Origin of the sequence: Streptomyces sp. CHD11 (genome assembly GCF_018638295.1) — a bacterium.
Lineage (GTDB): Bacteria > Actinomycetota > Actinomycetes > Streptomycetales > Streptomycetaceae > Streptomyces.
The window spans coordinates 1-25,989 of sequence record NZ_JABTTS010000048.1 but is presented as its reverse complement, the minus strand read 5'-3'; the positions used below and the strand labels follow the sequence as shown (position 1 = coordinate 25,989).

At 72.6% G+C, this 25,989-nt stretch carries 21 protein-coding genes and 1 rRNA gene; 17 read left to right on the top strand and 5 right to left on the bottom strand.

Annotated elements, in window-relative coordinates; translation table 11 throughout:
* Positions 1–2 precede the first annotated feature (2 nt).
* Positions 3–119, top strand: a 5S ribosomal RNA gene (rrf, locus tag HTV45_RS32040).
* A gap of 85 nt (positions 120–204) precedes the next feature.
* Here rrf and HTV45_RS32035 read toward each other — a convergent pair.
* Positions 205–1,020, bottom strand: coding sequence for a hypothetical protein (locus HTV45_RS32035; RefSeq protein ID WP_215209408.1), 816 nt, complete (start codon positions 1,018–1,020; stop codon positions 205–207).
* A gap of 420 nt (positions 1,021–1,440) precedes the next feature.
* Here HTV45_RS32035 and HTV45_RS32030 point away from each other — a divergent pair, with 420 nt between their 5' ends.
* Positions 1,441–2,199 (top strand): tetratricopeptide repeat protein, encoded by a 759-nt coding sequence (locus HTV45_RS32030; RefSeq protein WP_215209407.1) that lies wholly within the window; start codon positions 1,441–1,443, stop codon positions 2,197–2,199.
* A gap of 96 nt (positions 2,200–2,295) precedes the next feature.
* On the opposite strand, the gene HTV45_RS32025 is transcribed toward HTV45_RS32030, so the two are convergent.
* Positions 2,296–3,588 carry a DUF1015 domain-containing protein gene (locus HTV45_RS32025; protein ID WP_215209404.1) on the bottom strand — a complete coding sequence of 431 codons (1,293 nt, stop codon included), beginning with the start codon at positions 3,586–3,588 and terminating at the stop codon, positions 2,296–2,298.
* A gap of 72 nt (positions 3,589–3,660) precedes the next feature.
* On the opposite strand from HTV45_RS32025, the gene HTV45_RS32020 reads away from it, so the two are divergent.
* The 4 genes from HTV45_RS32020 (at position 3,661) to HTV45_RS32005 (ending at position 7,735) form a co-directional block, all read left to right on the top strand.
* Positions 3,661–4,689 carry an HAD hydrolase-like protein gene (locus HTV45_RS32020; protein WP_215209403.1) on the top strand — a complete coding sequence of 343 codons (1,029 nt, stop codon included), beginning with the start codon at positions 3,661–3,663 and terminating at the stop codon, positions 4,687–4,689.
* A 72-nt stretch (positions 4,690–4,761) separates the two neighbouring features.
* On the top strand, positions 4,762–5,805 hold the full coding sequence (locus HTV45_RS32015; RefSeq protein WP_215209402.1) for an iron ABC transporter permease: 1,044 nt from the start codon (positions 4,762–4,764) through the stop codon (positions 5,803–5,805).
* Positions 5,802–6,839: an iron chelate uptake ABC transporter family permease subunit gene (locus tag HTV45_RS32010; RefSeq protein WP_215209401.1), complete on the top strand. Its 1,038-nt coding sequence runs from the start codon at positions 5,802–5,804 to the stop codon at positions 6,837–6,839. The genes HTV45_RS32015 and HTV45_RS32010 overlap by 4 nt, the downstream gene beginning before the upstream one ends.
* On the top strand, positions 6,836–7,735 hold the full coding sequence (locus tag HTV45_RS32005) for an ABC transporter ATP-binding protein (RefSeq protein WP_215209400.1): 900 nt from the start codon (positions 6,836–6,838) through the stop codon (positions 7,733–7,735). The genes HTV45_RS32010 and HTV45_RS32005 overlap by 4 nt, the downstream gene beginning before the upstream one ends.
* A 70-nt stretch (positions 7,736–7,805) precedes the next feature.
* Here HTV45_RS32005 and HTV45_RS32000 read toward each other — a convergent pair whose 3' ends face one another.
* On the bottom strand, positions 7,806–8,153 hold the full coding sequence (locus tag HTV45_RS32000) for a sterol-binding protein (protein WP_215209399.1): 348 nt from the start codon (positions 8,151–8,153) through the stop codon (positions 7,806–7,808).
* 42 nt (positions 8,154–8,195) lie between these two features.
* Between HTV45_RS32000 and HTV45_RS31995 the strand changes: the two genes are divergently transcribed.
* The 5 genes from HTV45_RS31995 (at position 8,196) to HTV45_RS31975 (ending at position 13,699) form a co-directional block, all read left to right on the top strand.
* Positions 8,196–8,507 carry a hypothetical protein gene (locus HTV45_RS31995; RefSeq protein ID WP_215209398.1) on the top strand — a complete coding sequence of 104 codons (312 nt, stop codon included), beginning with the start codon at positions 8,196–8,198 and terminating at the stop codon, positions 8,505–8,507.
* A 54-nt stretch (positions 8,508–8,561) separates the two neighbouring features.
* Positions 8,562–9,377 carry a TlyA family RNA methyltransferase gene (locus tag HTV45_RS31990; RefSeq protein WP_215209397.1) on the top strand — a complete coding sequence of 272 codons (816 nt, stop codon included), beginning with the start codon at positions 8,562–8,564 and terminating at the stop codon, positions 9,375–9,377.
* Entirely contained in the window at positions 9,374–10,279 is a 906-nt protein-coding gene (locus HTV45_RS31985; protein ID WP_215209396.1) for an NAD kinase, read from the top strand. Before HTV45_RS31990 ends, HTV45_RS31985 begins: the two co-directional genes overlap by 4 nt.
* A 211-nt stretch (positions 10,280–10,490) precedes the next feature.
* Entirely contained in the window at positions 10,491–12,233 is a 1,743-nt protein-coding gene (recN, locus tag HTV45_RS31980; protein WP_215209395.1) for a DNA repair protein RecN, read from the top strand.
* A gap of 344 nt (positions 12,234–12,577) precedes the next feature.
* Entirely contained in the window at positions 12,578–13,699 is a 1,122-nt protein-coding gene (locus HTV45_RS31975) for a glycosyltransferase family 4 protein (RefSeq protein ID WP_215209394.1), read from the top strand.
* A gap of 2 nt (positions 13,700–13,701) precedes the next feature.
* Here the strand turns inward: HTV45_RS31975 and HTV45_RS31970 are convergent, their stop codons facing one another.
* Positions 13,702–15,333 carry a PucR family transcriptional regulator gene (locus HTV45_RS31970; RefSeq protein WP_215209393.1) on the bottom strand — a complete coding sequence of 544 codons (1,632 nt, stop codon included), beginning with the start codon at positions 15,331–15,333 and terminating at the stop codon, positions 13,702–13,704.
* A 209-nt stretch (positions 15,334–15,542) separates the two neighbouring features.
* On the bottom strand, positions 15,543–17,345 hold the full coding sequence (locus tag HTV45_RS31965; RefSeq protein ID WP_215209406.1) for a glycoside hydrolase family 15 protein: 1,803 nt from the start codon (positions 17,343–17,345) through the stop codon (positions 15,543–15,545).
* 459 nt (positions 17,346–17,804) lie between these two features.
* Here HTV45_RS31965 and HTV45_RS31960 point away from each other — a divergent pair, with 459 nt between their 5' ends.
* From HTV45_RS31960 to HTV45_RS31935, 6 genes are all read left to right on the top strand, one after another.
* Positions 17,805–19,472 (top strand): CTP synthase, encoded by a 1,668-nt coding sequence (locus HTV45_RS31960; RefSeq protein ID WP_215209405.1) that lies wholly within the window; start codon positions 17,805–17,807, stop codon positions 19,470–19,472.
* Between the two features lie 130 nt (positions 19,473–19,602).
* Complete coding sequence (locus HTV45_RS31955) at positions 19,603–20,229, top strand: NUDIX hydrolase (RefSeq protein WP_215209392.1); 627 nt, start codon at positions 19,603–19,605, stop codon at positions 20,227–20,229.
* 242 nt (positions 20,230–20,471) lie between these two features.
* Positions 20,472–22,529 (top strand): tetratricopeptide repeat protein, encoded by a 2,058-nt coding sequence (locus tag HTV45_RS31950; RefSeq protein WP_215209391.1) that lies wholly within the window; start codon positions 20,472–20,474, stop codon positions 22,527–22,529.
* 135 nt (positions 22,530–22,664) lie between these two features.
* Positions 22,665–23,789: an alanine dehydrogenase gene (gene ald, locus HTV45_RS31945; RefSeq protein ID WP_215209390.1), complete on the top strand. Its 1,125-nt coding sequence runs from the start codon at positions 22,665–22,667 to the stop codon at positions 23,787–23,789.
* Between the two features lie 412 nt (positions 23,790–24,201).
* Positions 24,202–25,338, top strand: coding sequence for a ParA family protein (locus tag HTV45_RS31940; protein ID WP_181007356.1), 1,137 nt, complete (start codon positions 24,202–24,204; stop codon positions 25,336–25,338).
* Entirely contained in the window at positions 25,323–25,874 is a 552-nt protein-coding gene (locus HTV45_RS31935) for a hypothetical protein (RefSeq protein ID WP_215209389.1), read from the top strand. The genes HTV45_RS31940 and HTV45_RS31935 overlap by 16 nt, the downstream gene beginning before the upstream one ends.
* Positions 25,875–25,989: the final 115 nt, after the last annotated feature.

The window sequence follows — 25,989 nt, the reverse complement described above, 5'->3', positions numbered from 1 at the left end:
GTTTCGGTGGTCATAGCGTAGGGGAAACGCCCGGTTACATTCCGAACCCGGAAGCTAAGCCTTACAGCGCCGATGGTACTGCAGGGGGGACCCTGTGGGAGAGTAGGACGCCGCCGAACAATCTTTGGAAGGACCCCTGGTCCCAGCGTTCAGCTGGGACCAGGGGTCCTTTTTTATTTATGCTTGCAGTACCGAAGACAGGAGTCACCCATGTCCACCAACTCTCCCGACGATCGACCGGAGCGCGACCAGAGGCGACGGGAGAGTGGCGACCCCTCGGACCGCACCGGCCGGGGCGGCCCGAGCGGCGGCCCGCGCCGGGACACTGACCGCGATCGCGGTCCCCGGAGGGACGGCGACCGTCCCCCCTTCCGCCGTGACGACCGCGACGGTGGCCGGCCGGAGCGCGGTGGCTTCCGTGGGCGCGACGACAACCGTGGTGACCGTGGTGGTTACCGGGGTCGTGACGACCGCCGTGACGACAGTCGTGGTGGTGACCGCGATCGTGGCGGCGTCCGTCGTGACGACAACCGCGGGGATCGTGGCGGTTTCCGTCGTGACGACAACCGTGGCGACCGCGGTGGCTATCGAGGGCGTGACGACCGCCGCGACGACCGCGACCGGGGCGCAGACCGCGACAGGGGATTCCGTCGTGATGACCGCGACGGTGGCCGGCCGGAGCGCGGTGGCTTCCGTGGGCGCGACGACAACCGTGGTGACCGTGGTGGTTACCGGGGTCGTGACGACCGCCGTGACGACAGTCGTGGTGGTGACCGCGATCGTGGCGGCGTCCGTCATGACGACAACCGCGGGGACCGTGGCGGTTTCCGTCGTGACGACAACCGTGGTGACCGCGGTGGTTACCGCGGCCGCGACGACCGCCGTGACGACAGTCGTGGTGGTGACCGCGATCGTGGCGGCGTCCGTCATGACGACAACCGCGGGGACCGTGGTGGTTACCGCGGCCGCGACGACCGTGGCGACCGCGGTGGTTTCCGTCGGGACGACGACCGGGGTCATGGCCGCCGCGATGACCGCCGTGACGACAGTCGTGGTGGTGACCGGGACCGCAGCAGCTTCCGTCGCGACGACAACCGCACCGCCGAGCGCACCGACAACCGGGGCGATCGAGGCGGTTTCCGTCGAGACGACCGTGGTGACCGTGGTGGGTTCCGGCGTGAGGACAGCCGTGGTGGTGACCGTGGTGGGTTCCGGCGTGAGGACAGCCGTGGTGGTGACCGTGGTGGGTTCCGGCGTGAGGACAGCCGTGGCGGCGAGCGCGGTGGGTTCCGGGGGAGGGACGACCGGGACCGTGGTCCCCGCAGGGACGACCGGGGTGATCGGGGTGGGCGGTCCGGCGGCTACCGCGGACGGGACGACCGGCAGGGCGGGGGACGCTTCCGTGACGACCGTGACCGGGACCGGGAGCCGATCAAGCGACTGCCGATCCCCGAGGACGTCACGGGCGACGAGATCGACAAGGATGTACGGCAGGAGCTGCAGAGCCTGCCCAAGACCCTCGCGGAGGACGTCGCCAAGAACCTGGTGATGGTCGCCCGGCTGATCGACGAGGATCCCGAAGGCGCGTACGGCTACTCCAAGGTGGCCCTGCGACTGGCCTCGCGGGTCGCCGCCGTCCGGGAGGCCGCCGGGTTCGCCGCGTACGCCAGCCACAAGTACTCCGAGGCGCTCGCCGAGTTCCGGGCCGCGCGGCGGATGACCGGCACCGTGGAGCTGTGGCCCCTGATGGCCGACTGCGAGCGCGGGCTCGGACGGCCGGAGAAGGCGCTGGACATGGCCGGCGCACCCGAGGTGCAGAAGCTGGACAAGGCCGACCAGGTCGAGATGCGGCTCGTCGCGGCCGGTGCCCGGCGTGACATGGGACAGCTGGACGCGGCGATCGTGACGCTGCAGAGCTCCGAGCTGGCGTCCCACTCCGTTCAGCCCTGGACCGCGCGGCTGCGCTACGCGTACGCGGACGCGCTGCTCGCGGCCGACCGGACCGGCGAGGCACGGGAGTGGTTCGCCAAGGCTGTGGAGGCCGACCGGGACGGCAGCACCGACGCCTCCGACCGGCTGGCCGAGCTGGACGGTGTGGAGTTCATGGACGCGCTCGACGAGGACGAGGCCGCCCCGGCCGCCTCCGCCGAGCAGGACGCGGCGGACACGCGGGACACGCGGGACGCCGACCAGGACTGACGTCCACGGCACAGTGCGCATGCGCGCGGGAAGGGGCGGGCCTCGTAACGAGGCCCGCCCCTTCGTCGTCGTCGCCGGAGCCGGCCGGTCAGCCGGTCACAGATCGAGCGCCCGCAGCACCAGACCCGAAGCCGGCTTGGGGCCGAACGACGTCGACTTGCGCGGCATCGTGACACCCTGACGGGCGAGGTCGCGGACGACGTCCTCGTGCACCGGGTGCATCAGCACGGCAGTGTCGCCGTCGCGCTCCGCCTTCTCGACCGTCGCCGTCGCGTCGTGGATGTACGCGATGTGGGCGGGAGAGTCGGGGATGCGCCAGACGTGATCGAGGAGCGTGGCGTGCAGGACCGCCGCGTCCAGGGTGCGCCACGCCACCGGACGGTCGGCCGGAACCGTACGGGCCGTCAGCTCGGGATCCGGCCGGTCGACGAGGTGGAAGGCGCCGTCCCCGGCGAGGAGGAAGGCGTTGCCCGCGGAGGCGGCCCGGGCCAGGGCGTCCATCGCCTCGGCCTGCGGCACGTCGAGGCGGCGGACGCGGAAGCGGCCGTCGAGCGCGGCCAGGGCGTCCGCGACGGGCAGCCGGTGCAGCAGGCGGTGGATGGCGCGGACCCGCAGGGGGTAGCGGGCCGTGTCGACGAGGAGTACCAGTCCGTGGTCCCAGGGGCCGGGGGAGGTGTGCTCCGCACGGAGGCGTCGGTAGGTCGCCCAGCGGTGGTGGCCGTCGGCGATGAGAGCCTGGTGACCGGCCAGCTCCTCCCGGACCGCGGTCAGGTCGGCGGGGTCGGTGACGGACCACAGGCGGTGGTGGAAGCCGTCCTCCGTGGTGGTCGCCAGCAGGGGCGGCCGTTTCGCCGTGCGTTCGAGGAGAGCGGCGACGGCGGTGGCCGGGCCGTCGCCGCCGCGGTAGGTGAGCAGCAGCGGTTCGAGGTTCGCGGAGGTGGCCCGCATCAGATCCGCGCGGTCGGCGACGATGTGCGCCATGACGTCCTCGTGCGGCAGGACCAGCTGCTCCTCGGGGTCGGAGACGCGCAGGACACCGATGATGCCGCGTTGCACCATGCCGTCGCCGTCGCGCTGCTCGTAGACGTACAGGCCGGGTTCGGGGTCGGCGGTCAGTACGCCCTCGGAGCGCCAGCGGCGGAGGGTCTCGGCGGCCTGGGCGTTGCGCGCCTCGGGTGTGGCGGCCTCGGGCAGGATCAGCCGGACGATGTTGTGGGGGTCGGCGGACTGGAGGTGGTGCAGGCCGTCGGGGCGGACGACGACGTCGTACGGCGGGGATGTCACGGCGGCCAGGCTGCCGACCCGGTCGGGGTCGTAGCGAAGGCCTCGGAACGGGTGGAGTTCCAGGCCCCGGGGCGCCATTGCCTTCGAGTGACCTGCAGTGTTCATCCCGGCATCGTACGGGGGCCGGTGGGATGGGGGATGATCGGGGGAAAGCCGTCGAACGAGGAGCGATGCGGAATGAGCCGGAGCGTCAGGACGAGGCCCGCGGGCAGTGGGCAGGCCCTGGACGAGGCGTACGACACGGCGCTGCTCGACCTCGACGGTGTGGTGTACGCGGGCGGAAGCGCGATCGCGCACGCGGTGGAGTCGCTGGCCGTGGCCCGCGCGGGCGGTATGCGGCTCGCCTACGTGACCAACAACGCGCTGCGTACTCCGGACGCCGTGGCCGCCCATCTGACGGAGCTGGGCATACCGGCGCAGGCCGACGATGTCATCACCTCCGCGCAGGCGGTGGCCCGGCTGGTCGCCGAGCAGGTGCCGCCGGGGTCCCGGGTGCTGGTGGTCGGCGGCGAGGGGCTGCGGGTGGCGCTGCGGGAACGCGGGCTGGAGCCCGTGGAGTCGGCGGACGACGACCCGGTGGCGGTCGTGCAGGGGTACGGCGGGCCCGAGCTTCAGTGGGGCAGGTTCGCGGAGGCGTCGTACGCCGTCGCGCGCGGGCTGCCCTGGTTCGCGTCCAACACCGACCTGACGATTCCCAGCGGGCGGGGCATCGCCCCGGGCAACGGCGCGGCGGTGGAGGTCGTACGGATCGCCACGGGCGCCGAGCCGCAGGTGGCGGGCAAGCCGCTGCCGCCGATGCACCGGGAGACGATCCTGCGGACGGGGGCCGGGCGGCCGCTGGTGGTGGGGGACCGGCTGGACACGGACATCGAGGGAGCGTTCAACGGCGAGGTGGACTCACTGCTGGTGCTGACCGGAGTGACGGACGGCGCGCTGCTGCTCGCCGCGCCGCCGCGGCACCGGCCGACGTATGTCGACGCCGACCTGCGCGGGATGCTCACCGGGCAGCCGGAGGTCGTCCCGGCGGGAGGCGGGTTCCGGTGCGGCGGCTGGACGGCGACGGCCGGGGCCGAGGAGCTGGAACTCGACGGTGACGGTGGTGCGCTGGACGGCCTGCGGGCGCTGTGCGCGGCGGCGTGGACGGCCGCCGGCGCGGGTTCCTGTGAGCTGGACAGCGGTAAGGCGCTGGCCCGTCTGGGGTGGTGAGACCCCCGCGTCACCGGGGAATGCGGGGCCCGCGGATCGTGATCGATCAGCAGGGTAGGCTAACCTAACCGCGTGTTGGTCGAGAGTCCCCCCGAACAGCGCGCGGACACCGCCCCCGCGCCCCGGAACCGCCGGGCGGTACGCCTCCTCGGGCTGCTCCTCTCCGTCATGGTGCTGGTATGCGTCATGGTGGCGAGTATCGCGATCGGTGCGAAGGAGCTGTCCCTGGACGAGGTGTGGCACGGCCTGTTCGAGGATTCCGGCACTTACGGTGACGTCGTCGTGGCGGACAGGCTGTCACGAACCCTCCTGGGACTGCTCGCCGGTGCCGCGCTCGGCCTGGCGGGCGCGGTCCTCCAGGCGCTGACCCGCAATCCGCTGGCCGATCCCGGACTGCTCGGCATCAACGCCGGCGCGTCCGCGGCCGTGGTCACGGCCATCACCTTCCTCGGCGTCACCTCGCTGTCCGGATACGTGTGGTTCGCGTTCTTCGGAGCGGCGGCCGTGGGCGCGCTGGTGTGGTTCCTGGGCGGCAGCCGGGGCGCGACCCCGGTGCGGCTGGTGCTCGCCGGTACGGCCATCAGCGCGGCCCTGTACGGCTATCTCCAGGCCATCATGATCCTGGACCAGGCGGCGCTGGGCCGGATGCGGTTCTGGACGGTGGGTTCGCTGGCCTCCGCGAGCGAGGGGACCATCCGGCAGGTGGCGCCGTTCCTGCTGGTCGGGACGCTGCTGGCACTGTCGCTCGCCCGTCCGCTGAACGCCATGGCGATGGGCGACGACACCGCCAAGGCGCTCGGCGCCGACCTCAACCGCACCCGGGCGCTGTCCATGCTGGCCGCGACCGTGCTGTGCGGGGCCGCGACCGCCGCCTGCGGGCCGATCGTGTTCGTCGGCCTGATGGTGCCGCACGTCGTGCGTTCCTTCACCGGGCCGGACCTGCGCTGGATCCTGCCGTACGCGGCGGTCCTGTCGCCCGTGCTGCTGCTCGGTGCCGACGTCATCGGCCGCGTCGTGGCCCGGCCCGCCGAGCTCCAGGTCGGTATCGTCACAGCGATCCTCGGCGGCCCGGTCTTCATCTTTCTCGTGCGACGGCGGAGGACGGCCCAGTTGTGAAGACCAACCGCGTGGTGCGGACCCCAGGCGGCCTCTCGGTCCGGTTGGACGTGCGTGCCGCCGCCGTCACCCTGCTGCTGCTGGCCGTGGCGCTCACGGCGAGCGTCGTACTGATCGGAACCGGGGACTTCCCGATCCCCGCCGCCGACGTGATCAGGACGCTGGCCGGGGAGGGCGACGCCGGCCAGGAGTTCATCGTCAACGAGCTGCGGCTGCCCCGGGTCCTGGTCGGGCTCCTGGTCGGCGCCTCGCTCGGGCTCGGCGGCGCGCTGTTCCAGACGATCTCCCGCAATCCGCTGGGCAGCCCCGACATCCTCGGCCTCGGCCAGGGGGCGACGGCCGGCGCCCTCACCGTGATCGTGCTGTTCTCCGGCAGCGCGGGCCAGGTCGCCCTCGGCGCGCTCGCCGGCGGGCTGGTGACCGGGTTCGCCATCTACGTCCTCGCCTGGAAACGGGGGGTGCACGGCTACCGCCTCGTCCTGGTCGGGATCGGTGTCTCCGCGGTCGTCACCGCGGTCAACGGCTATCTGCTCACCAGGTCCGACATCGTCGACGCGGCCCGCGCGGTCGTCTGGATGACCGGGTCCCTCGACGGCCGCGACTGGGACCAGGTCTGGCCGCTGCTCGCCCTGTGCACGGTCCTCGTACCGCTGGTCCTCACCAACTCGCGCGGGCTCAAGCTGATGGAGATGGGCGACGACGTCAGTTACGCCCTCGGCGTGCGCGTGGAGCGCGTACGGCTGCTGCTGTTGCTGTCGGCCGTACTGCTCACCGCGTCCGCCACCGCCGCGGCCGGACCGGTCGCCTTCGTCGCGCTCACCGCGCCGCAGCTCGCCCGGCGGCTGACCCGCTCACCGGGCCCGAACCTGGTGGCGTCGCTGCTCATGGGGGCCGCCCTCCTGGTCAGCGCCGACTGGATCTCCCAGCGGGCGTTCGGCGCCGAACAACTGCCCGTGGGGGTGGTGACCGGCGTGCTCGGAGGTGTCTATCTGCTGTGGCTGCTGGTCACCGAGCGCAAGGCGGGCCGGATATGAGCGGCGACAGCACATCCCGCAGCGGGCCGAACCACCGGAGGAACACCGTGAACCGACTGTCCGCCGAGAACGTCACCCTGGCCTACGACCAGCGGGTCATCGCCGAACAGCTGTCGGTGGAGATACCCGACAACTCCTTCACCGTGATCGTCGGACCCAACGCCTGCGGCAAGTCGACCCTGCTGCGTGCCCTGTCCCGGATGCTCAAGCCGAACGAGGGGCGGGTCCTGCTGGACGGGCAGGTCATCCAGTCGATGTCCGCCAAGAAGGTCGCCCGGACCCTGGGACTGCTGCCCCAGTCGTCGATCGCCCCCGACGGCATCACCGTCGGCGACCTGGTGGGCCGCGGCCGCTACCCGCACCAGGGCCTGTTGCGCCAGTGGTCCGCCGAGGACGAGCGCGTCGTCCGGGAGTCCATGACCCGCACCGGCGTCGCCGAGCTGGCCGAACGCCATGTCGACGAGCTCTCCGGCGGTCAGCGGCAGCGCGTGTGGATCGCCATGGCGCTCGCCCAGCAGACCCCGCTGCTGCTGCTGGACGAACCCACCACCTACCTGGACATCCAGCACCAGATCGACGTGCTCGACCTCTGCGCGGACCTGCACGAGGAGCACGGGCGCACCCTCGTCGCCGTACTGCACGACCTCAACCACGCCGCGCGGTACGCCACCCATCTCATCGCCCTGCGTGAGGGGAGGATCATCGCCCAGGGCGCGCCGAAGGACATCGTCACCGCCGGGCTGGTGGAGGAGGTCTTCGGGCTGCGCTGTCAGGTCATCGACGACCCCGAGACGGGCACCCCGCTGGTGATACCGGCGGCGCGCAAGGCCCGGACGAGGGACAAGGCGGAGAGGGCCGAGAAGGCAGAGAGGGTGACCGCGGCGAAGGCTTCCTGACGGCACGGACGCTCCAGAGCTCTCCCGGGCTCCCGGGCGTCCCGGAGGCCTCCTCCGGTCCCCCGAGGAGTCACAGGAGCTTTCTGAGGCGGAACAGGTCGCGAAGCCCCGCCTCCAGCCGCACCCGGCCCGAACCCCAGGCCCTGGCGAAGTGCAGGTCACCGCCGACCAGGGCCACCAGGTCGTCGCCCGCCAGGGCGAGCCTGATCTGGGCCCTCTCGTGCGGCGGGCCGGCGAACGTGTCGTGCACCTCGATCCGGCCGCCCTCGAGCCGGCCGGCGAAGGTCACGTCCAGGTCGGTGAGGTGGCAGCTGACCGACCGGTCCATCGCCGCGGCCGCGCGGACGTCCCCCTCGGCGCCGCCCAGGTTGTCCGAAAGCTGGTCGAGTGCGGCACGGCACTCCTCGATCGTGGCCATCGCGGACGACGGTACCGCAGCCGTTCGCGGTAGCGTCGGGGCATGAACGACGCAGTACCGCGGGCGGTGGAGGCGCAGACGGATTCCGTGCAGCCGGAGCGCACCGGGTCCGTGCCGCAGCCGCCCGACGACGGCCCGGCCGGCCCCGCTCCCCTGGACGTGCCGCGCGCACCCACCGGACACCCCGTGGTGGACGCCCACGTGGAGCGGCTGGCCGACGCCGACGACCTCACCACGGACGGCCATGTCCAGGTGTACGAGGATGTGCACCGGGGGCTGCGCGACGAGCTCACCGCGCTCGACGCCGGCCCGGGGCCCGCGGGTCCCGCCCGTCATCCGACCACCACCCCTTGAGGCCCGTCGTGCCCCCGACGCACACGGCACACGTACACAGGAGCTGAACCGAACGTGGCAGGAGTCGCACGCCGCCGTCTCGACGCGGAGCTGGTCCGCCGTAAGCTCGCGCGCTCGCGCGAGCACGCCATCCAGCTGATCGCCGCCGGGCGGGTCAGTGTCGGCAGGACGGTGGCGGCCAAGCCCGCCACGCAGGTGGAGACCGCCGCCGCCATCGTCGTCACCGAGGACACCGACGACCCGGACTACGTCTCGCGCGGCGGTCACAAGCTGGCCGGCGCCCTCGAGGCGTTCGTGCCGCGCGGCCTGGTCGTGGCGAAGCGGCGTGCTCTGGATGCCGGCGCCTCCACCGGCGGCTTCACCGACGTCCTCCTGCGCGCGGGTGCGGCGCACGTGGTCGCCGTGGACGTCGGATACGGACAACTCGCCTGGTCTCTGCGCAACGATGAACGCGTCACCGTCAAGGACCGTACGAACGTGCGGGAGTTGACGCTCGAGGTCATCGATGGGGAGCCTGTGGATCTTGTCGTGGGGGATCTGTCCTTCATTCCGCTCGGGCTGGTGCTGCCCGCACTGAAGAGGTGCGTGACGCCGGACGCCGACCTGGTGATGATGGTGAAACCGCAGTTCGAGGTGGGCAAGGAGCGGCTGGGCAGCGGCGGAGTCGTCCGCAGCCCGCAACTGCGTGCCGAGGCCGTGCGCGGGGTGGCCGGCCGCGCCTGGGAGCTGGGACTGGGGGCGCAGGGCGTGACGGCGAGTCCGCTGCCCGGGCCCTCCGGGAATGTCGAGTACTTCCTGTGGCTGCGGGCCGGGGCACCGGAACTGGACCCGGCCGATGTTGACCGTGCTGTGGCGGAGGGGCCGCGTTGACGCAGAACCGAGCTCGTACTGTTTTCCTGCTGGCGCACACCGGGCGGCCCGCGGCCATCCGCAGTGCCGAACTCGTGGTCAGGGGCCTGCTGCGCTCCGGCCTCGGCGTACGGGTCCTGGAGGACGAGGCCCGCGACCTGCCGCTGCCGGAGGATGTGGAGACCGTCAAGGAAGCCACCCCGCACTGCCTGGACGACTGCGAGCTGCTGATCGTGCTGGGCGGTGACGGCACGCTGCTGCGCGGCGCCGAGTTCGCCCGCGCCTCCGGGGTGCCCATGCTGGGCGTCAACCTGGGGCGGGTCGGGTTCCTCGCCGAGGCCGAGCGGGACGACCTCGACAAGGTCGTCGACCGGGTGGTGAACCGGGCGTACGAGGTCGAGGAGCGGATGACCGTCGACGTCGTGGTGCACCGCAACGGCGACATCGTCCACACCGACTGGGCGCTGAACGAGGCGGCCGTGCAGAAGGTGTCCGCCGAGCGGATGCTGGAGGTCGTGCTGGAGATCGACGGACGGCCGGTCACCGGTTTCGGCTGTGACGGGATAGTCTGCGCGACCCCCACCGGCTCCACCGCGTACGCGTTCTCCGCGGGCGGGCCCGTGGTGTGGCCGGAGGTCGAGGCGCTGCTGATGGTGCCGATCAGTGCGCACGCGCTGTTCGCCAAGCCGCTGGTGACCTCGCCGGACTCGGTGCTGGCGGTGGAGATGCTGCCGCACGTCCCTCCGGGGGTGCTGTGGTGCGACGGGCGGCGGACCGTCGAGCTGCCGGTCGGCGCGCGGGTGGAGGTACGGCGGGGAGCCGTGCCGGTGCGGCTGGCCCGGTTGCACCATGCCTCGTTCACCGACCGGCTGGTGGCGAAGTTCGCGCTGCCGGTGTCGGGGTGGCGGGGGGCGCCGCACTAGGCACGGTGGGGCGCGGCGGGCGCGCCGGGCGCCCCGGATCCCCGCGTCTGCGTGGAGCAACGTATCCGCGACCCGTCCCGAACGCGTACGCCCGGACCGTCCCCGCCGCAGCGGGGAACGCCCGTCCAGCCGGCGAACCCGTCGGCAGGGCACGGCCTGCGGTGACGCCGGACGGGCGGGGTGGCGTCGCACACCACATGCGAAACCTCGTATGGTCGGGGGCGTGCTTGAGGAGATGCGGATACGGTCGCTCGGGGTCATCGACGACGCTGTGGTCGAGCTGTCGCCCGGCTTCACCGCCGTCACCGGCGAGACGGGTGCGGGCAAGACCATGGTGGTCACCAGTCTGGGCCTGCTGCTGGGTGGCCGCGCGGATGCGGCCCTGGTGCGGATCGGCGCGCGCAGCGCGGTCGTCGAGGGACGGATCGCCGTGCCCGAGGGCGCCGCGGCCGTCGTGCGGGCCGAGGAGGCCGGGGCCGAACTGGATGACGGGACTCTGCTGATCAGCCGTACGGTCTCCGCCGAGGGGCGCTCCCGGGCGCACCTGGGCGGCAGAAGTGTGCCGGTGGGACTGCTCGCGGAGCTCGCGGACGACCTCGTGGCCGTGCACGGGCAGACCGACCAGCAGGGACTGCTGAAGCTGTCCCGGCAGCGGCAGGCACTCGACCGGTATGCCGGGTACGCGGTCGCCGTGCCGCTCGGCAAGTACGGCGAGGCGTACAAACGGCTGCGGGCGGTCGCCACCGAGCTGGAACAGATCACCACGCGCGCGCGTGAGCGGGCCCAGGAGGCGGACCTGCTGCGCTTCGGACTCGAGGAGATCGCCGCCGTGGAGCCCCGTGCGGGCGAGGACGTGGAGCTGGCGGAGGAGGCCCAGCGGCTCGGGCACGCCGAGGCGCTGGCGTCGGCCGCGGCGGTCGCGCACTCCGCGCTGGCGGGCAGTCCGGAGGACCTCGAGAGCGTGGACGCCGGGACGCTCGTGGCGGGCGCCCAGCGGTCCCTGGAGGCGGTGCGGGCGCACGATCCGGTGCTGGCCGCGCTGACCGACCGGATCGGCGAGATCGGCATCCTGCTGCGCGACGTCGCCGGGGAACTGGCGGGTTACGCCGACGGCCTGGACGCCGATCCGCTGCGGCTGGCGGCGGTCGAGGAACGGCGGGCCGCGCTCACCGGGCTGATCAGGAAGTACGGGGAGGACGTCTCCGCCGTGCTGGCGTGGGCGGAGCGGAGCGCCGCGCGGCTGACCGAGCTGGAGGGCGACGACGAGCGGATCGGGGAGCTCACCGCCGAACGTGACGCGCTCCGGGCGGAACTGGGGGTCCTCGCCCAGGAGCTGACGGACGCGCGGACGGAGGCGGCGGAGCGGTTCGCGGCGGCCGTGACCGCGGAGCTGGCCTCCCTCGCGATGCCTCACGCCCGGGTGTCGTTCGACATCCGGCAGACCGAGGACCCGGAAGGCGTCGAGGTCGGCGGCCGCACGGTGGCCTACGGGCCGTCCGGCGCGGACGAGGTCGAGCTGCTGCTGGCCCCCCACCCCGGTGCACCGCCCCGGCCCGTCGCCAAGGGGGCGTCCGGCGGTGAGCTCTCGCGCGTGATGCTCGCCGTGGAGGTCGTGTTCGCGGGGACGGATCCGGTGCCGACGTATCTCTTCGACGAGGTCGACGCCGGTGTGGGCGGCAAGGCGGCGGTGGAGATCGGGCGGCGGCTGGCCCGGCTGGCCAGGACGGCGCAGGTCGTGGTCGTCACGCACCTCCCGCAGGTGGCCGCGTTCGCCGACCGGCAGCTGCTGGTGGAGAAGACCGACGACGGGTCGGTCACCCGCTCCGGGGTGAAGGTGCTCGAAGGCGAGGACCGCATCCGGGAGTTGTCCCGCATGCTGGCCGGCCAGGAGGACTCGCAGACGGCCCGCGCGCACGCGGAGGAGCTGCTCGCGACCGCGCGGGCGGACGGATAGCGGCCGGTCGCGCCGCTCACCGGCGCCGCCCTCCTCATCCGGGCGACGGCCGGCCGGGCCTCCGGGCCCGGCCGGCGCGCGGGGACGGCGAGCCGGGGACGGCGAGCGCGGAGCGGTCCGACCGCCCGCCGCCCGCCGGCTGGGATCCGAAGGCGCGTGCGTCACTCGTACGGGTGATCCGGCGTCACGGACGGTTTCGCGTCCGTGCTCCGGTGGTTCCCGGGACCGGTACGCGTCCTGGCATGCTTGACGCAGTACGCGTAGGAAACCGCGGTACACCCCCTCCGCGCGATCCTTCTGTACGTTCGTCGTGACCGCCCGACCCGAACCAGGAGCCCGGCCACGTGACCCCCGTGAGCAGCCAGTCGTCGATGCGCACCGTGCAGGTGCTGGGCGGCGGCAACACCGCCAGCGGCGCCCATGTGCGCTCCCTGGCCGCGGGGCTCGTCGCAAGGGGCGTGCGGGTCACGGTGTGCGCCCCCGTGGAGGCGGATCACACCTACGACTTCACCGGCGCGGGCGCCGAGCACGTGCACGTGCCGCGCAGCAGCGACCCGGGGTCGGTGGCCGCGCTGCGGGCCGCCTGCACGGGCGCCGACCTGGTCCACGCGCACGGGCTGCACGCCTCGTTCCGTACGGTGCTCGCGCTCGGTGGACGGCACACGCCGCTCGTCGTCACCTGGCACGACCGGCCACGTGCCGAGGGTCCGCGCGCCCACTTCCTGCGCTTGCTGGAGCGGCGGGTCGTCAGAGCGGCGACCGTGGTGCTCGGGACCACCTCGGCGCTCGTCGACCGGGCGCGGCGCACGGGAGCCAGGGACGCGCGACTGGCCGCCGTCTCCCTCCCCGGTCGCTCCGCGTCTCCCGCGCCGGACGATCCCGACCGGCTGCGGCCCAAGATCCGGGCCGAACTCGGCGCCATCGGCCGCCCTCTGCTCATCGCCGTGGGCTCACTCGAGCGGCACCGGGGCTACGACGTCCTGCTGGACGCCGCACACGCCTGGCGGCGGCTCGACCCGGTGCCGCTGGTGGTGCTCGCCGGTGAAGGACCGCTGCGCGGGGAACTCCAGCGCCGGATCGAGGACGAGGAACTGCCGGTCCGGCTCGTCGGACGGCGCGAGGACGTCACCGACCTGCTCGCCGCCGCCGACATCGCGCTGCTGCCGAGCCGGTACGAGGCCCGCTCCCCGCTCGCCCAGGAGGCCCTCCGCGCGGGCCTTCCGCTCGTCGCGACCCGCGTGGGCGGCATCCCCGAACTCGTCGGCGACGCCGCCGAACTCGTCCCGTACGGAAACGCGCGGGCGCTCGCCGACGCCGTCACGGGGCTGCTCGGCGATCCCGGGCGGCGGGATCAGCTCAGGGAACGGGGCGTACGGCAGGCGGCGGACTGGCCGACGGAGGACGAGACGGTCGCCCAGGTGCTCAGCGTGTACGACGAGTTGACGCGGCCCCGGCCGATGGTCTGACCTCAGGCCACGTGCCGCCGGGCCCGCAGGGCGAGGCTCAGCGCCAGGACCGTCTGCGGGTCGTCGAGGTCGGTGCCCAGCAACTCACCGATGCGGGCGAGCCTGTTGTAGAGGGTCTGCCGGTTCAGATGCAGTTCCCTGGCCGTCTCCGCCTTGCGTCCGGCATGGGCCAGATAGGTCTCCAGGGTGGGCAGCAGCGGCGGTCTGGAGCGCCGGTCGTGGTCCAGGACCGGGCCGATCGCACGGTCCACGAACGCCGCCAGGTCCGGGTGCTCCCGCAGCCGCCACAGCAGCAGGTCGATGTCCAGCCGGCGGGCGTCGTACCAGGGCCGGTCGGGCAGGCCCTGCGCCGCGGTCGCCGTCTCCGCCGCGTGCCGCAGCCCTGTCGACGCCGCCGCCCAGTCGCCGGCCGGCCCGACCACCACGGCGGGAGGCCCGCCACCCGGCCGCAGCATCCCCGCGCGGTCGACCCCCGCCCGCAGCGCCGCCGCCACCCGGTCGGCGACGTCCGACCGGTCCGCCTCCGCGCGGAGCCCGAGCAGCAGCGGCACCCGCCCCTCCACCGGCCGTACGCCGAGCAGTACGGGCACCCCGAGCGCGGCGAGTTCCTCGCCCACCGCGCGGGCCAGCACCGCCCAGCCGCCCCCCTGTGGTGGCAGCGCGTCGCCGAGCCGCATCACCACCGGCAGCAGCGGCCCCGCACCCGGTTTGAAGCCCAGCACCCGCGCCTGCGCGGGCGCGTCCGGCGCGGTGATCCGTCCCTCGGCGAGGTCGGTGAGGAAGTCGCCGCGGCCCCGCGCCGCCAGTTCGTCCTCCTGACGGGCCTGCATCAGCACCACGGCGAGGATGCCCGCCGCCCGCTCGGCCGCCAGCCGGTGCACCGGCTGCGGCGTGCTGCGCACCGGCAGCAGCACCAGCCGCGCCCGTACCCCACCGCTGCCGGGGCCGCCGCCCGGCACGTCCACGAGAGCCGAACCGGCCGGCGGGTCGTCCTGGTGCCGGTCGCGCAGCCCCTCCCACACCTGGAGCGGGTCCGCGCCCTCGGGGCCCTCGCCGGCCGCGTACAGCAGCTGTCCGTCGGTCGTCTCCAGGAACACCGGGTTGCCGGTGAACCCCGCGAGGATCTCCAGGACCTGCGGGACCCCGCCGCCGCCGAGCAGCGCCTCGGTGCAGCGGCGGTGCACCTCCTCGGCGCGTTGCAGCAGCGCGTAGTGCCCGTTGACGATCTCGGTGTGGATCTCCTCGGTGACCGTCACGAACGGCACCTCCCGGTGCAGCTGCACCAGCGGGAGCCCGGCCGTCCGGGCCGCGTCGACGAGGGCGGCGGGGAGCCGGGTGAAGCGCGGGCCCAGCTCCACCACGAGCGCCGCGATGCCGCGCTCGGCCAGCGTGCGTACGAAGGCCCGCTGGTCGGCCGGGCGTGTGCCGAGGCCGTACCCGGTGGTCAGCAGCAGCTCGCCGCCCTTGAGGAGCGACGCGATGTTCGGCACCTCACCCGCGTGCACCCAGCGCACCGTGCGCTCCAGCCGGTCGGCACCGGCGAGGACCTCCGGCAGACCGCTGCGCAGGCCCGGGAGGTCCAGGGCGCGCCGCACGGTGATTCCGGCACCCCGGGTGTCGTATCCGCTGTCCATACCGGGACGCTACCCGCGCGGTCGTCCCCGGCGCACGCACGGCCGGGGTCGGGGCGGGGGCGGCCGGGTCGCGGCGCGGCCATGGACATCAGCCCAGGAGGAGCGGCTACGCCGCGGCCGGGCCGGCCGGGATCGCCCTGGTCCCGGCCACGGCGGGAGACCCGGGCGGCGAGCGGACGCCGACCGCGCTCGCGCCCGGGCAGCCGCGCTCAGCCCCCGTAGGCTCCCGAAGCGGTCAGGCGCAGCGCCGTGTCGATGAGGGGGACGTGGCTGAAGGCCTGGGGGAAGTTGCCGACCTGCCGTTGCAGGTGCGGGTCCCACTCCTCCGCCAGCAGGCCGAGGTCGTTGCGCAGCGCGAGCAGCCTCTCGAAGAGCTTGCGCGCCTCGTCCACCCGGCCGATCATCGCCAGGTCGTCGGCCATCCAGAACGAGCAGGCGAGGAACGCGCCCTCGTCGCCCGGCAGTCCGTCGACGCCCTCGTCCCGGCCCTCCGTCGGGTAGCGCAGGATGAAACCGTCGGAGGTGGACAGCTCGCGCTGGATCGCCTCGATGGTGCCGATCACCCGCTTGTCGTCCGGCGGCAGGAAGCCCATCTGCGGGATCAGCAGCAGGGCGGCGTCCAGTTCCCTGGAGCCGTAGGACTGGGTGAAGGTGTTGCGTTCCTTGTCGTAGCCCTTCTCGCACACATCCCGGTGGATGTCGTCGCGCAGCTGCTTCCACTCCTCCAGCGGGCCGTCGGCGTCACCGGACTCGACGAGCTTGATGGTGCGGTCCACGGCGACCCAGGCCATCACCTTGGAGTGCACGAAGTGGCGGCGCGGGCCGCGCACCTCCCAGATGCCCTCGTCCGGCTCCGTCCAGTGCTTCTCCAGGTACCGGATCAGCTTCAGCTGGAGCAGCGAGGCGTAGTCGTTGCGGGCCAGGCCCGTCATGTGGGCCAGGTGCAGGGCCTCGGTGACCTCGCCGTACACGTCCAGCTGGAGCTGGTGCGCCGCGCCGTTGCCCACCCGGACCGGGCCGGAGTTCTCGTAGCCGGGCAGCCAGTCGAGCTCCGCCTCGCCGAGCTCGCGCTCACCGGCGATGCCGTACATGATCTGCAGGTTCTCCGGGTCGCCCGCCACCGCGCGCAGCAGCCACTCGCGCCAGGCGCGGGCCTCCTCGCGGTATCCGGTGCGCAGCAGCGAGGACAGGGTGATCGCGGCGTCGCGCAGCCAGGTGTAGCGGTAGTCCCAGTTGCGGACGCCTCCGATGTCCTCCGGCAGGGAGGTGGTGGGCGCGGCGACGATGCCGCCTGTCGGGGCGTACGTCAGCGCCTTCAGCGTGATCAGGGAACGGATCACGGCCTCGCGGTAGGGGCCGTGGTACGTACAGTGCTCGACCCACTCGCGCCAGAAGTCCTCCGTCGCCTCCAGCGACTGCTCCGGTTCCGGCAGGGCCGGCGGCTGCTTGTGCGACGGCTCCCAGGAGATGGTGAAGGCGATCCGCTCGCCGGGCGCGACGGTGAAGTCGGAGTACGTGGTGAGATCCTCGCCGTAGGTGTCGGCGGAGGTGTCGAACCACACCGAGTCCGGGCCGGCCACGGCGACCGTGCGCCCCTCGTGCCGGTGCACCCACGGGACGATCCGGCCGTAGGAGAACCGCATCCGGAGCGTCGAGCGCATGGGCACCCGGCCCGAGAGGCCCTCCACGATGCGGATCAGCTGCGGGGCGCCGTCGCGCGGGGGCATGAAGTCCGTCACCCGGACCGTGCCGCGCGGCGTCTCCCACTCCGATTCCAGGATCAGTGAGTCGCCGCGGTAGCCGCGCCGGGTCGCGCTCGGCGGTTCGGCGCCGGCGGCGTGGGCGGGGCCCAGCCGCCAGAATCCGTGATCCTCGGTGCCCAGCAGGCCGGCGAAGACGGCGTGCGAGTCGAAGCGGGGCAGGCACAGCCAGTCCACCGTGCCGTCCCGGCAGACCAGCGCCGCTGTCTGCATGTCTCCGATGAGTGCGTAGTCCTCGATGCGCCCGGCCACGTGCATCTCCAGTCGAACGGCCACGTCACCCCGCGAGGGGGCTGTCGCTAGTGCGGTCAGGGTTTTTGTCATACGTCGTTGAGCTGTGAAGCACAGCAGTCACTCGGCCTTGATGGCAAGCGCCAACTGTTTCTCAACGAACTGACGAGCTCACGTTGTTCCGGGTCTTACGGGCGGGGGTGGTGCCGTTCGGCCGGCCTGGCTCGGCAGCGAGTGTCCGAGCAGGATACGACGCACGTAGATGATCTGTGTGCCGCTCGGGACAACGCGCCTCCGCCGGACGAGTGACCGAGCGGTGCCGGTCCGGTGTCCGGCGCATATCCTGTGCCGACGCGTGCGCGGAGCGTGGCCGTGAGCCGGCGCCGCGCGGCGCTGATACGCTGGTAGCCCGTGGACCGGTGGGCGAGAAACCCCGGAACCGCACCCACAGACCGCGACCACGGGAGCCCCCTCTTGGCCATGCAGCCCGCTGCTTTCCGCAACAGCAAAGCGTCGACGACCAAGCACATCTTCGTCACCGGGGGTGTCGCCTCCTCCCTCGGCAAGGGACTCACCGCCTCCAGCCTCGGCATGCTGCTCAAGGCCCGTGGTCTGCGCGTCGTGATGCAGAAGCTGGACCCGTACCTCAATGTCGACCCGGGCACGATGAACCCCTTTCAGCACGGTGAGGTGTTCGTCACCAACGACGGCGCCGAAACCGATCTGGACATCGGACACTACGAGCGCTTCCTCGACCGCGACCTGGACGGCTCGGCCAACGTCACCACGGGCCAGATCTACTCCACGGTGATCGCCAAGGAGCGGCGCGGTGAGTACCTGGGCGACACCGTGCAGGTCATCCCGCACATCACCAACGAGATCAAGCACCGGATCCGCCGGATGGCGACCGACGAGGTCGACGTGGTGATCACGGAGGTCGGCGGCACGGTCGGCGACATCGAGTCGCTGCCGTTCCTGGAGACCGTCCGCCAGGTGCGGCACGAGGTCGGCCGCGACAACGTGTTCGTGGTCCATATCTCTCTCCTGCCCTACATCGGCCCGTCGGGTGAGCTGAAGACGAAGCCGACCCAGCACTCGGTTGCGGCGCTGCGCAACATCGGTATCCAGCCGGACGCGATCGTGCTGCGCTGCGACCGTGAGGTGCCCACCGCGATCAAGCGGAAGATCTCGCTGATGTGCGACGTCGACGAGGCGGCCGTGGTGGCCTGCCCCGACGCCCGCTCCATCTACGACATCCCGAAGACCGTGCACGGCGAGGGCCTGGACGCCTACGTGGTCCGCAAGCTGGACCTGCCCTTCCGTGACGTGGACTGGACGACCTGGGACGACCTGCTCGACCGGGTCCACAACCCCGACCACGAGATCACCCTGGCCCTGGTCGGCAAGTACATCGACCTGCCCGACGCCTATCTCTCGGTCACCGAGGCGCTGCGCGCGGGCGGCTTCGCCAACAAGGCCCGGGTGAAGATCAAGTGGGTCACCTCGGACGACTGCAAGACCCCGGCCGACGCCCAGGCGCAGCTCGGTGACGTCGACGGCATCTGCATCCCGGGCGGTTTCGGAGACCGCGGTGTGCTCGGCAAGGTCGGCGCGATCAAGTACGCCCGCGAGAACCGGATCCCGCTGCTGGGACTCTGCCTCGGGCTGCAGTGCATCGTGATCGAGGCCGCGCGGCACCTCGCGGACATCTCCGACGCCAACTCCACCGAGTTCGACCCGGCCACCTCCCACCCGGTCATCTCCACGATGGCCGAGCAGCTGGACATCGTCGCCGGTGAGGGCGACATGGGCGGCACCATGAGGCTCGGGATGTATCCGGCCAAGCTGGCCGAGGGCTCGATCGTGCGCGAGGTGCACGACGGCAAGGAGTACGTCGAGGAGCGCCACCGGCACCGCTACGAGGTGAACAACGCCTACCGCGCGGAGCTGGAGAAGAAGGCGGGCATCGTCTTCTCCGGCACCTCCCCGGACGGCAAGCTCGTCGAGTACGTCGAGTACCCGCGCGAGGTGCACCCCTACCTGGTCGCGACGCAGGCGCACCCGGAGCTGCGCTCGCGTCCGACCCGTCCGCACCCGCTCTTCGCGGGCCTGGTGAAGGCCTCGGTCGAGCGGAAGATCTCGAAGTAACACACCCGGTTGTACGGTTGCCGGGGTGCGAACCCTCAAAGGGAACGCGCCCCGGCTGTTTTCTTCACCCAGGGCACGCGCATTGCAGGCCGGGCACGCGCGCGAGAGCGGAACGTCGGGAAGGACGGGCATGACGATCAAGGACACCCCGGAGGAGTGGGAGGTCCGCGGGACCCGGACCCCGTTCGCGGGGGCCAAGACCTCCGTGCGTACGGACGATGTGGTGATGCCCGGGGGCACCGTGGTCCGCCGCGACTACCAGGTCCACCCCGGGTCCGTGGCCGTCCTCGCCCTGGACGACGCCGACCGGGTCCTGGTGCTGCGCCAGTACCGGCACCCCGTGCGGCAGAAGCTGTGGGAGATCCCGGCGGGTCTGCTCGACGTGGCCGGCGAGAACCCGCTGCACGCCGCCCAGCGCGAGCTGTACGAGGAGGCGCACGTCAAGGCGGAGGACTGGCGGGTGCTGGCCGACGTCTACACCACGCCCGGCGGCTGTGACGAGGCCGTGCGGATCTTCCTCGCGCGGGGGCTGTCCGAGGCCGAGGGCGACCGCTTCGCGGTGGAGGACGAGGAGGCGGACATGGAGCTCGCCCGGCTCTCCGTCGAGGAGTTGGCGCGCGGTGTGCTGGCCGGTGAACTGCACAACAACTGTCTGGTGGTGGGTGTCCTCTCGCTCGTCGCCGCGCGGACCGGTGACGGCCTGGACGCGCTGCGCCCGGCGCAGGCACCGTGGCCGGCGCGGCCGTTCGAGGTGTGACGCGGGCGGGAGTGCCGTGATGGCAACCCGGCCGTGTCGCGACCGGTCGGGCCGTTCTCCGCGCCCTCCTCACCGGCGCTCCCAAGCCGTCGGTCGTACGATCTGTTGATCCGATCGGGGGAGTCTCGCCCCCCGCGCCGCGCTCCTCACGGAACGTCGCAGAGCGTGAACTAGGCTCTGGAAAACACCCGATCCGGAAGACCCGGCGGGCTTGCGCGTGCGGTGGGACGGGAGTGTGGCCCGTGACGGATCAGGCGGTGGACCCGAACGGTGTGCGGCTCCCCCGGGACGCTGCCCCGGAAGGTCGATTCCTGGGCCGTACGAGAGAGTTGAAGGAACTGCGCGCCGACATCGAGCGCGCGGGACTGGACACGCTCTCCGGCCGCAAGGCCCCCCGCGCACGGGTGCTGCTCATCGCGGGCCGGCCCGGCTCCGGCCGGAGCGCCCTCGCCGAGGAACTGGTGCGCCAGGTCGCCGACCGCTATCCCGGAGGGTCCCTGCGCGCCCGGCTCAGCGAACCCGACGGCACGCGCGTGCCGGTCGGACGCGCCGCGCGGGAACTGCTCGACGTACTTCAGGCGCCCGCGCCGGCCGGGGCCCCCGAGGACGATCTCACCGAGGCGCTGCGCACCGCCCTGGCCGACCGCCGCGCGGTGCTGCTGCTGGACGACGCGGCCGACGCCGAGCAGGTCGACGCGCTGCTCCCGGACAACCCGGACTGTCTCGCCGTCACCGTCTCCTCGGGGCCGCTGACCGGCATCGCCGACGTCCGCCCCTGCACCCTCGGCGGCCTCGACACCAAGTCCTCGGTGGAACTGCTGTCCCGGCTGACCGGATCGGTCCGCATCACGGTCGACCCCCGGGCCGCCGAGCGGCTCGCCGAGCAGTGCCAGGGCCAGCCGGCCGCCCTGGTGCTGGCCGGCGGCTGGCTCGCCGCCCGGCCCAAGGCCGCCGTCGCCGATCTCGCCAGGCAGCTGAACACCGACACCGGCCAGGGCACCGTCGTCGGCCGCGTGGTCCGGCTGGTGCACGACTCGCTGCCCGCGAGCGCCGCCCGGACCCTGCGGCTGCTTGCTCTGGCCCCCGGCGGCCTGGTCGACCCGCACACCGCCGCCGCCCTCGCCGGCTGCTCCGTGGAGGCCGTACGCACCACGCTGGACGACTTCGCCGCCCACGGTCTGCTGCACTCGGTGGGATCCGCCCAGCCGCAGTACCGGGTACCCGGCTGCCTGCACTCCGTGCTGCACGACCTCGCGGCCGGGCACGAGAAGCCGGGCGAGCTGCAGCTGGCCCGCGCCCGCATGCTGGAGCGGACCGTACGGCTGCTCCAGTCGTGCAGGGCGATCACCGAGACCGACAGCGCCCAGGCCCGCGAGAAGCTCCTCGGCATGCCGCGCGCCCTGCGCTTCCCCAGCGCCCGGGCCGCCGCCGACTGGCTGCGGCTGCGCCGGCCCGCGCTGCTCGCCGCCGCCCGGCTGGCGGTCGCCGACGGAGAGCTGGACACCCTCGCCAGACGGCTGATGTCGCAGCTGGTGCGCGCCATGGCCGCCCACTTCGGCACCCGGGCCGCCGCGAGCGACCTGTACGACATCCACGGCCTGGTCCTCGGCGTCGCCGAGCGCCGCGGACTGCCCCGGGAGCGGGCGGCGGCCCTGCTGAACCTCGGCGACCTCGACGCCCACACCGGCCGCACGGCGGACGCCCTGACCCGCTACCGGGCCGCGCTGGACGCCGGACGCGAGGCGAACGACCCGTACGCGACCGGCCGCGCGATGGAATCCGTAGGCGGCGCGCATCTGGAACTCGGGGACTTCGACCGGGCCGCCGACTGGTTCGGCCGGGCCCTGTCCGAACGGCTCGCCCGGGGCGAGCACCCCGAGGCCGCCCGGCTCTACGGCCGGATCGGCGCCGCCCACACCTACGCGGGGCGCTACGGCGAGGCACTGCGCAACTGGCGTGCGGCCGTCGCCGGGCACCGCAGGAGCGGCGATGTGCCCGCGCAGGCGCGTGCCCTGAGCGAACTGGCCCGGGTGCAGGAGTACGCGGGCCGGCCCGACGAGTCGCTGCGCACCTGCCGGGAGGCCGTGGAGTGGGCGCGCCGGGCCGAGGACACCCGCCTGCAGGCCGCGCTGCACCTGCGGCTCGCCGACTCCTTCGAGCGCCTCGGCGACCCCGCGTCCGCCGCGCTGCACCGGGGCACGGCCGAGCGAATGCTGGCCGACGAGGCCCCGGAAGACGACTCCGAGGCGGAACACGGAGCTAACGCCTGCGAAATCCGCAGCACATCTGCGGAAGATTGATGCAAAGGAAGGCTGGACAGCGAGAACGCCTTCATTAAACTGGCTCTGCCGCACCATCTTCTGCGGTCCCTCCCGGTGTGCCCACGTGTGCCCGGGTATGTGTAGTGATATCCCCTACCCTCTGAGCCAAGGACCGTGATCCCCGTGAAGGTCGGCATTCCCCGCGAGGTCAAGAACAACGAGTTCCGGGTGGCCATCACCCCCGCCGGCGTGCACGAGCTGGTGCGCCACGGCCACCAGGTCGTCATCGAGCGCGGCGCCGGCGTCGGCTCCTCGATCCCGGACGGCGAGTACATCGCCGCGGGCGGGCGGATCCTGGACACCGCCGACGAGGTCTGGGCCGCCGCCGACCTGCTGCTGAAGGTCAAGGAGCCCGTCGCGGAGGAGTACCACCGCCTGCGCAAGGACCAGACCCTCTTCACCTACCTGCACCTGGCCGCGTCGAAGGAGTGCACGGACGCCCTGCTGGAGTCCGGCACCACCGCGATCGCCTACGAGACCGTCGAACTGCCCAGCCGCGCACTGCCGCTGCTCGCGCCGATGTCCGAGGTCGCGGGGCGGCTGTCCACCCAGGTCGGTGCCTACCACCTGATGCGCGCCCACGGCGGCCGCGGGGTGCTCCCCGGCGGCGTGCCCGGGGTGCTGGCCGGCCGGGCCGTCGTCATCGGCGGCGGGGTCTCCGGCTGGAACGCCGCGCAGATCGCCATCGGGATGGGCTTCCACGTGACCCTGCTCGACAAGGACATCAACAAGCTCAAGGAGGCCGACAAGGTCTTCGGCACGAGGATCCAGACGGTCGTCTCCAACTCCTTCGAGCTGGAGAAGGCCTGCCTGGAGGCCGACCTGGTGATCGGCGCGGTGCTGGTCCCGGGCGCCAAGGCGCCGAAGCTGGTCACCAACGAGCTGGTCTCGCGGATGAAGGCGGGAAGTGTCCTTGTCGACATCGCGATCGACCAGGGCGGCTGCTTCGAGGACTCCCACCCGACCACGCACGCCGAACCGACCTTCACGGTCCACGAGTCGGTCTTCTACTGCGTCGCGAACATGCCCGGCGCGGTGCCCAACACCTCGACCTACGCGCTGACCAACGCCACGCTGCCGTACATCGTCGAACTCGCCGACCGCGGCTGGGCGGACGCGCTGCGCCGCGACCCCTCGCTCGCCAGGGGTCTCAACACGCACGACGGCAAGGTCGTTTACCGGGAGGTCGCCGAGGCGCACGGCCTCGAGCACGTCGACCCCGCCGCGCTGCTCGGCTGAGCCGCCAGGGCGGTAAGTCGACCAAGTCACCCTCTGGCAAAGGCGACACGTCAACTCGAGTCGTCAACGTCACGCACCACGCCGGACCTTGTCCCACGAGGTCCGGCCGGATGTGTGTATGGTCACTTCCTGATTCCTGTACAACTCGCCTCGAACGTAACCCTTCTACCGATTCGCACACCCGTGAAACCTGCCGTGCGACGGCCGTACGCCCTTGACAGAGGGATGTTTCATTGCCGACACATCGGGCCGGGTCCGGCGGATTGTGTTGCTGCGGACGGCCGACACGCCATAGAGTCGCCAAACGTCGGCATGGTGCCACGCTGACCTGTCTAGAAGTTTCCTGGTCACCAAGGAGGTAAGACGACTTGTGAATGAGTCGACATTTACTCCCGGGGGTGGTCAACCAGGAATGCCTGCGCCGGACCAGGAGCCCGCGGGATTCGCTGCTGTCGGCTCCGTAGCTGTGCGCACCTTCGCAGCCCATCGGAGTCACCGGGCTCCAGGGGTGACTCTCCCAGCACACCAGAGCATGGATGGCCATCACGTGAACGCCATGGCCGGCGACGGAAGTGGCGCGCCCCACAACCAGCTCGCCGACTACGACGAACTGCCCGAGGGGCATTTCTACGACCCCGACGCCGAGTACGAGCCCGATCCCGAGTACGCGGCCACGCTCGCGCCCGACGCGGCGCGCCAGCGGCGTGAGCGCGTCGGTCCGACCGGACGCCCGTTGCCGTACTTCCCGATCCCGGGGCCGCTGACCGACCACGGCCCCGCGAAGATCATCGCGATGTGCAACCAGAAGGGCGGCGTCGGCAAGACCACGTCGACCATCAACCTGGGTGCCGCGCTCGCGGAGTACGGACGCCGGGTGCTGCTCGTCGACTTCGACCCGCAGGGCGCGCTGTCGGTCGGGCTCGGTGTCAACCCGATGGAACTCGACCTCACCGTCTACAACCTGCTCATGGAGCGGGGCATGGCGGCCGACGAGGTGCTGCTGAAGACGGCGGTCCCCAACATGGACCTGCTGCCCAGCAACATCGACCTGTCGGCGGCCGAGGTGCAGCTGGTGAGCGAGGTCGCGCGCGAGTCGACCCTCCAGCGGGCGCTGAAGCCGCTGATGGACGACTACGACTACATCGTGATCGACTGCCAGCCCTCGCTGGGCCTGCTGACGGTCAACGCGCTGACCGCCGCGCACAAGGTGATCGTGCCGCTGGAGTGCGAGTTCTTCGCGCTGCGCGGTGTGGCGCTGCTGACCGAGACGATCGAAAAGGTCCAGGAGAGGCTCAACCCCGACCTGGAGCTCGACGGCATCCTCGCCACCATGTACGACTCGCGCACGGTGCACAGCCGTGAGGTGCTCGCGCGGGTGGTCGAGGCGTTCGACGACCACGTCTACCACACGGTCATCGGGCGTACGGTCCGCTTCCCGGAGACCACGGTCGCCGGTGAGCCGATCACCACGTACGCGTCCAACTCCGTCGGTGCCGCCGCCTACCGCCAGCTCGCCAGGGAGGTGCTCGCCCGGTGTCACGCCGAGTGAGTCTGCCGGGGGCCGACGAACTCTTCCGTACGACAGGGGGGATGGCGCTCCAGGCGTCCACCCCCCGGCGCGCCAACGGCGAGGCCCGCGTTCCCGCGCCCGCGGGGGAGGGGGACGCGGCGGCCGCGCAGGAGGACGCGCCGCAGTCGGTGCCCGTACGGGGCGGCGACGGCGAGGGCGCGGAGCACGCCGCGGCGGACGCGGACCCGGCCGACGGCGGGGAGTCCCGCAGCCGTGGCGCGACGGGCTCCGGGCGGCGCCAGACGGCGCAGGAGGGAGCGGCCCCGCGCAAGCAGCGGGGAAGAGCGGCGGCGCGGCGGCCCAGTGGCCGTGAGCGTCACGACGAGAAGATCACCGTGTATGTGTCCGCCGAGGAACTGATGGACCTCGAGCACGCGCGTCTCGTCCTGCGCGGCGAGCACGGACTCGCCGTGGACCGCGGCCGCATCGTCCGCGAGGCGGTCGCCGTGGTCCTCGCCGACCTGGAGAGCCGGGGCGACGCCAGCATCCTCGTACGACGCCTGCGCGGACGGTAGCGGTAGCCTGCGGAGGCCATGACCTCGAACGACGCTCCCGCTTCCGGCGGTCGGCCGCCCCGCCGCCGCGCCCTGGGCCGGGGCCCGGCGACGACCCCGCCGGGCGCCGGCCCGC

Coding starts and splice junctions, on each gene's coding strand:
- HTV45_RS32000 (WP_215209399.1), bottom strand. CDS start 8,153: ATGGCCACGATCGAGGAGTGCCGTGCCGCACTCGACCAGCTTTCGGAC.
- HTV45_RS32020 (WP_215209403.1), top strand. CDS start 3,661: ATGAGCCGGAGCGTCAGGACGAGGCCCGCGGGCAGTGGGCAGGCCCTG.
- HTV45_RS31955 (WP_215209392.1), top strand. CDS start 19,603: ATGACGATCAAGGACACCCCGGAGGAGTGGGAGGTCCGCGGGACCCGG.
- HTV45_RS32005 (WP_215209400.1), top strand. CDS start 6,836: ATGAGCGGCGACAGCACATCCCGCAGCGGGCCGAACCACCGGAGGAAC.
- HTV45_RS32035 (WP_215209408.1), bottom strand. CDS start 1,020: ATGACCCCGGTCGTCGTCCCGACGGAAACCACCGCGGTCGCCACGGTC.
- HTV45_RS31995 (WP_215209398.1), top strand. CDS start 8,196: ATGAACGACGCAGTACCGCGGGCGGTGGAGGCGCAGACGGATTCCGTG.
- recN (WP_215209395.1), top strand. CDS start 10,491: ATGGTCGGGGGCGTGCTTGAGGAGATGCGGATACGGTCGCTCGGGGTC.
- HTV45_RS31970 (WP_215209393.1), bottom strand. CDS start 15,333: ATGGACAGCGGATACGACACCCGGGGTGCCGGAATCACCGTGCGGCGC.
- HTV45_RS32025 (WP_215209404.1), bottom strand. CDS start 3,588: ATGAACACTGCAGGTCACTCGAAGGCAATGGCGCCCCGGGGCCTGGAA.
- HTV45_RS31940 (WP_181007356.1), top strand. CDS start 24,202: ATGCCTGCGCCGGACCAGGAGCCCGCGGGATTCGCTGCTGTCGGCTCC.
- HTV45_RS31960 (WP_215209405.1), top strand. CDS start 17,805: ATGCAGCCCGCTGCTTTCCGCAACAGCAAAGCGTCGACGACCAAGCAC.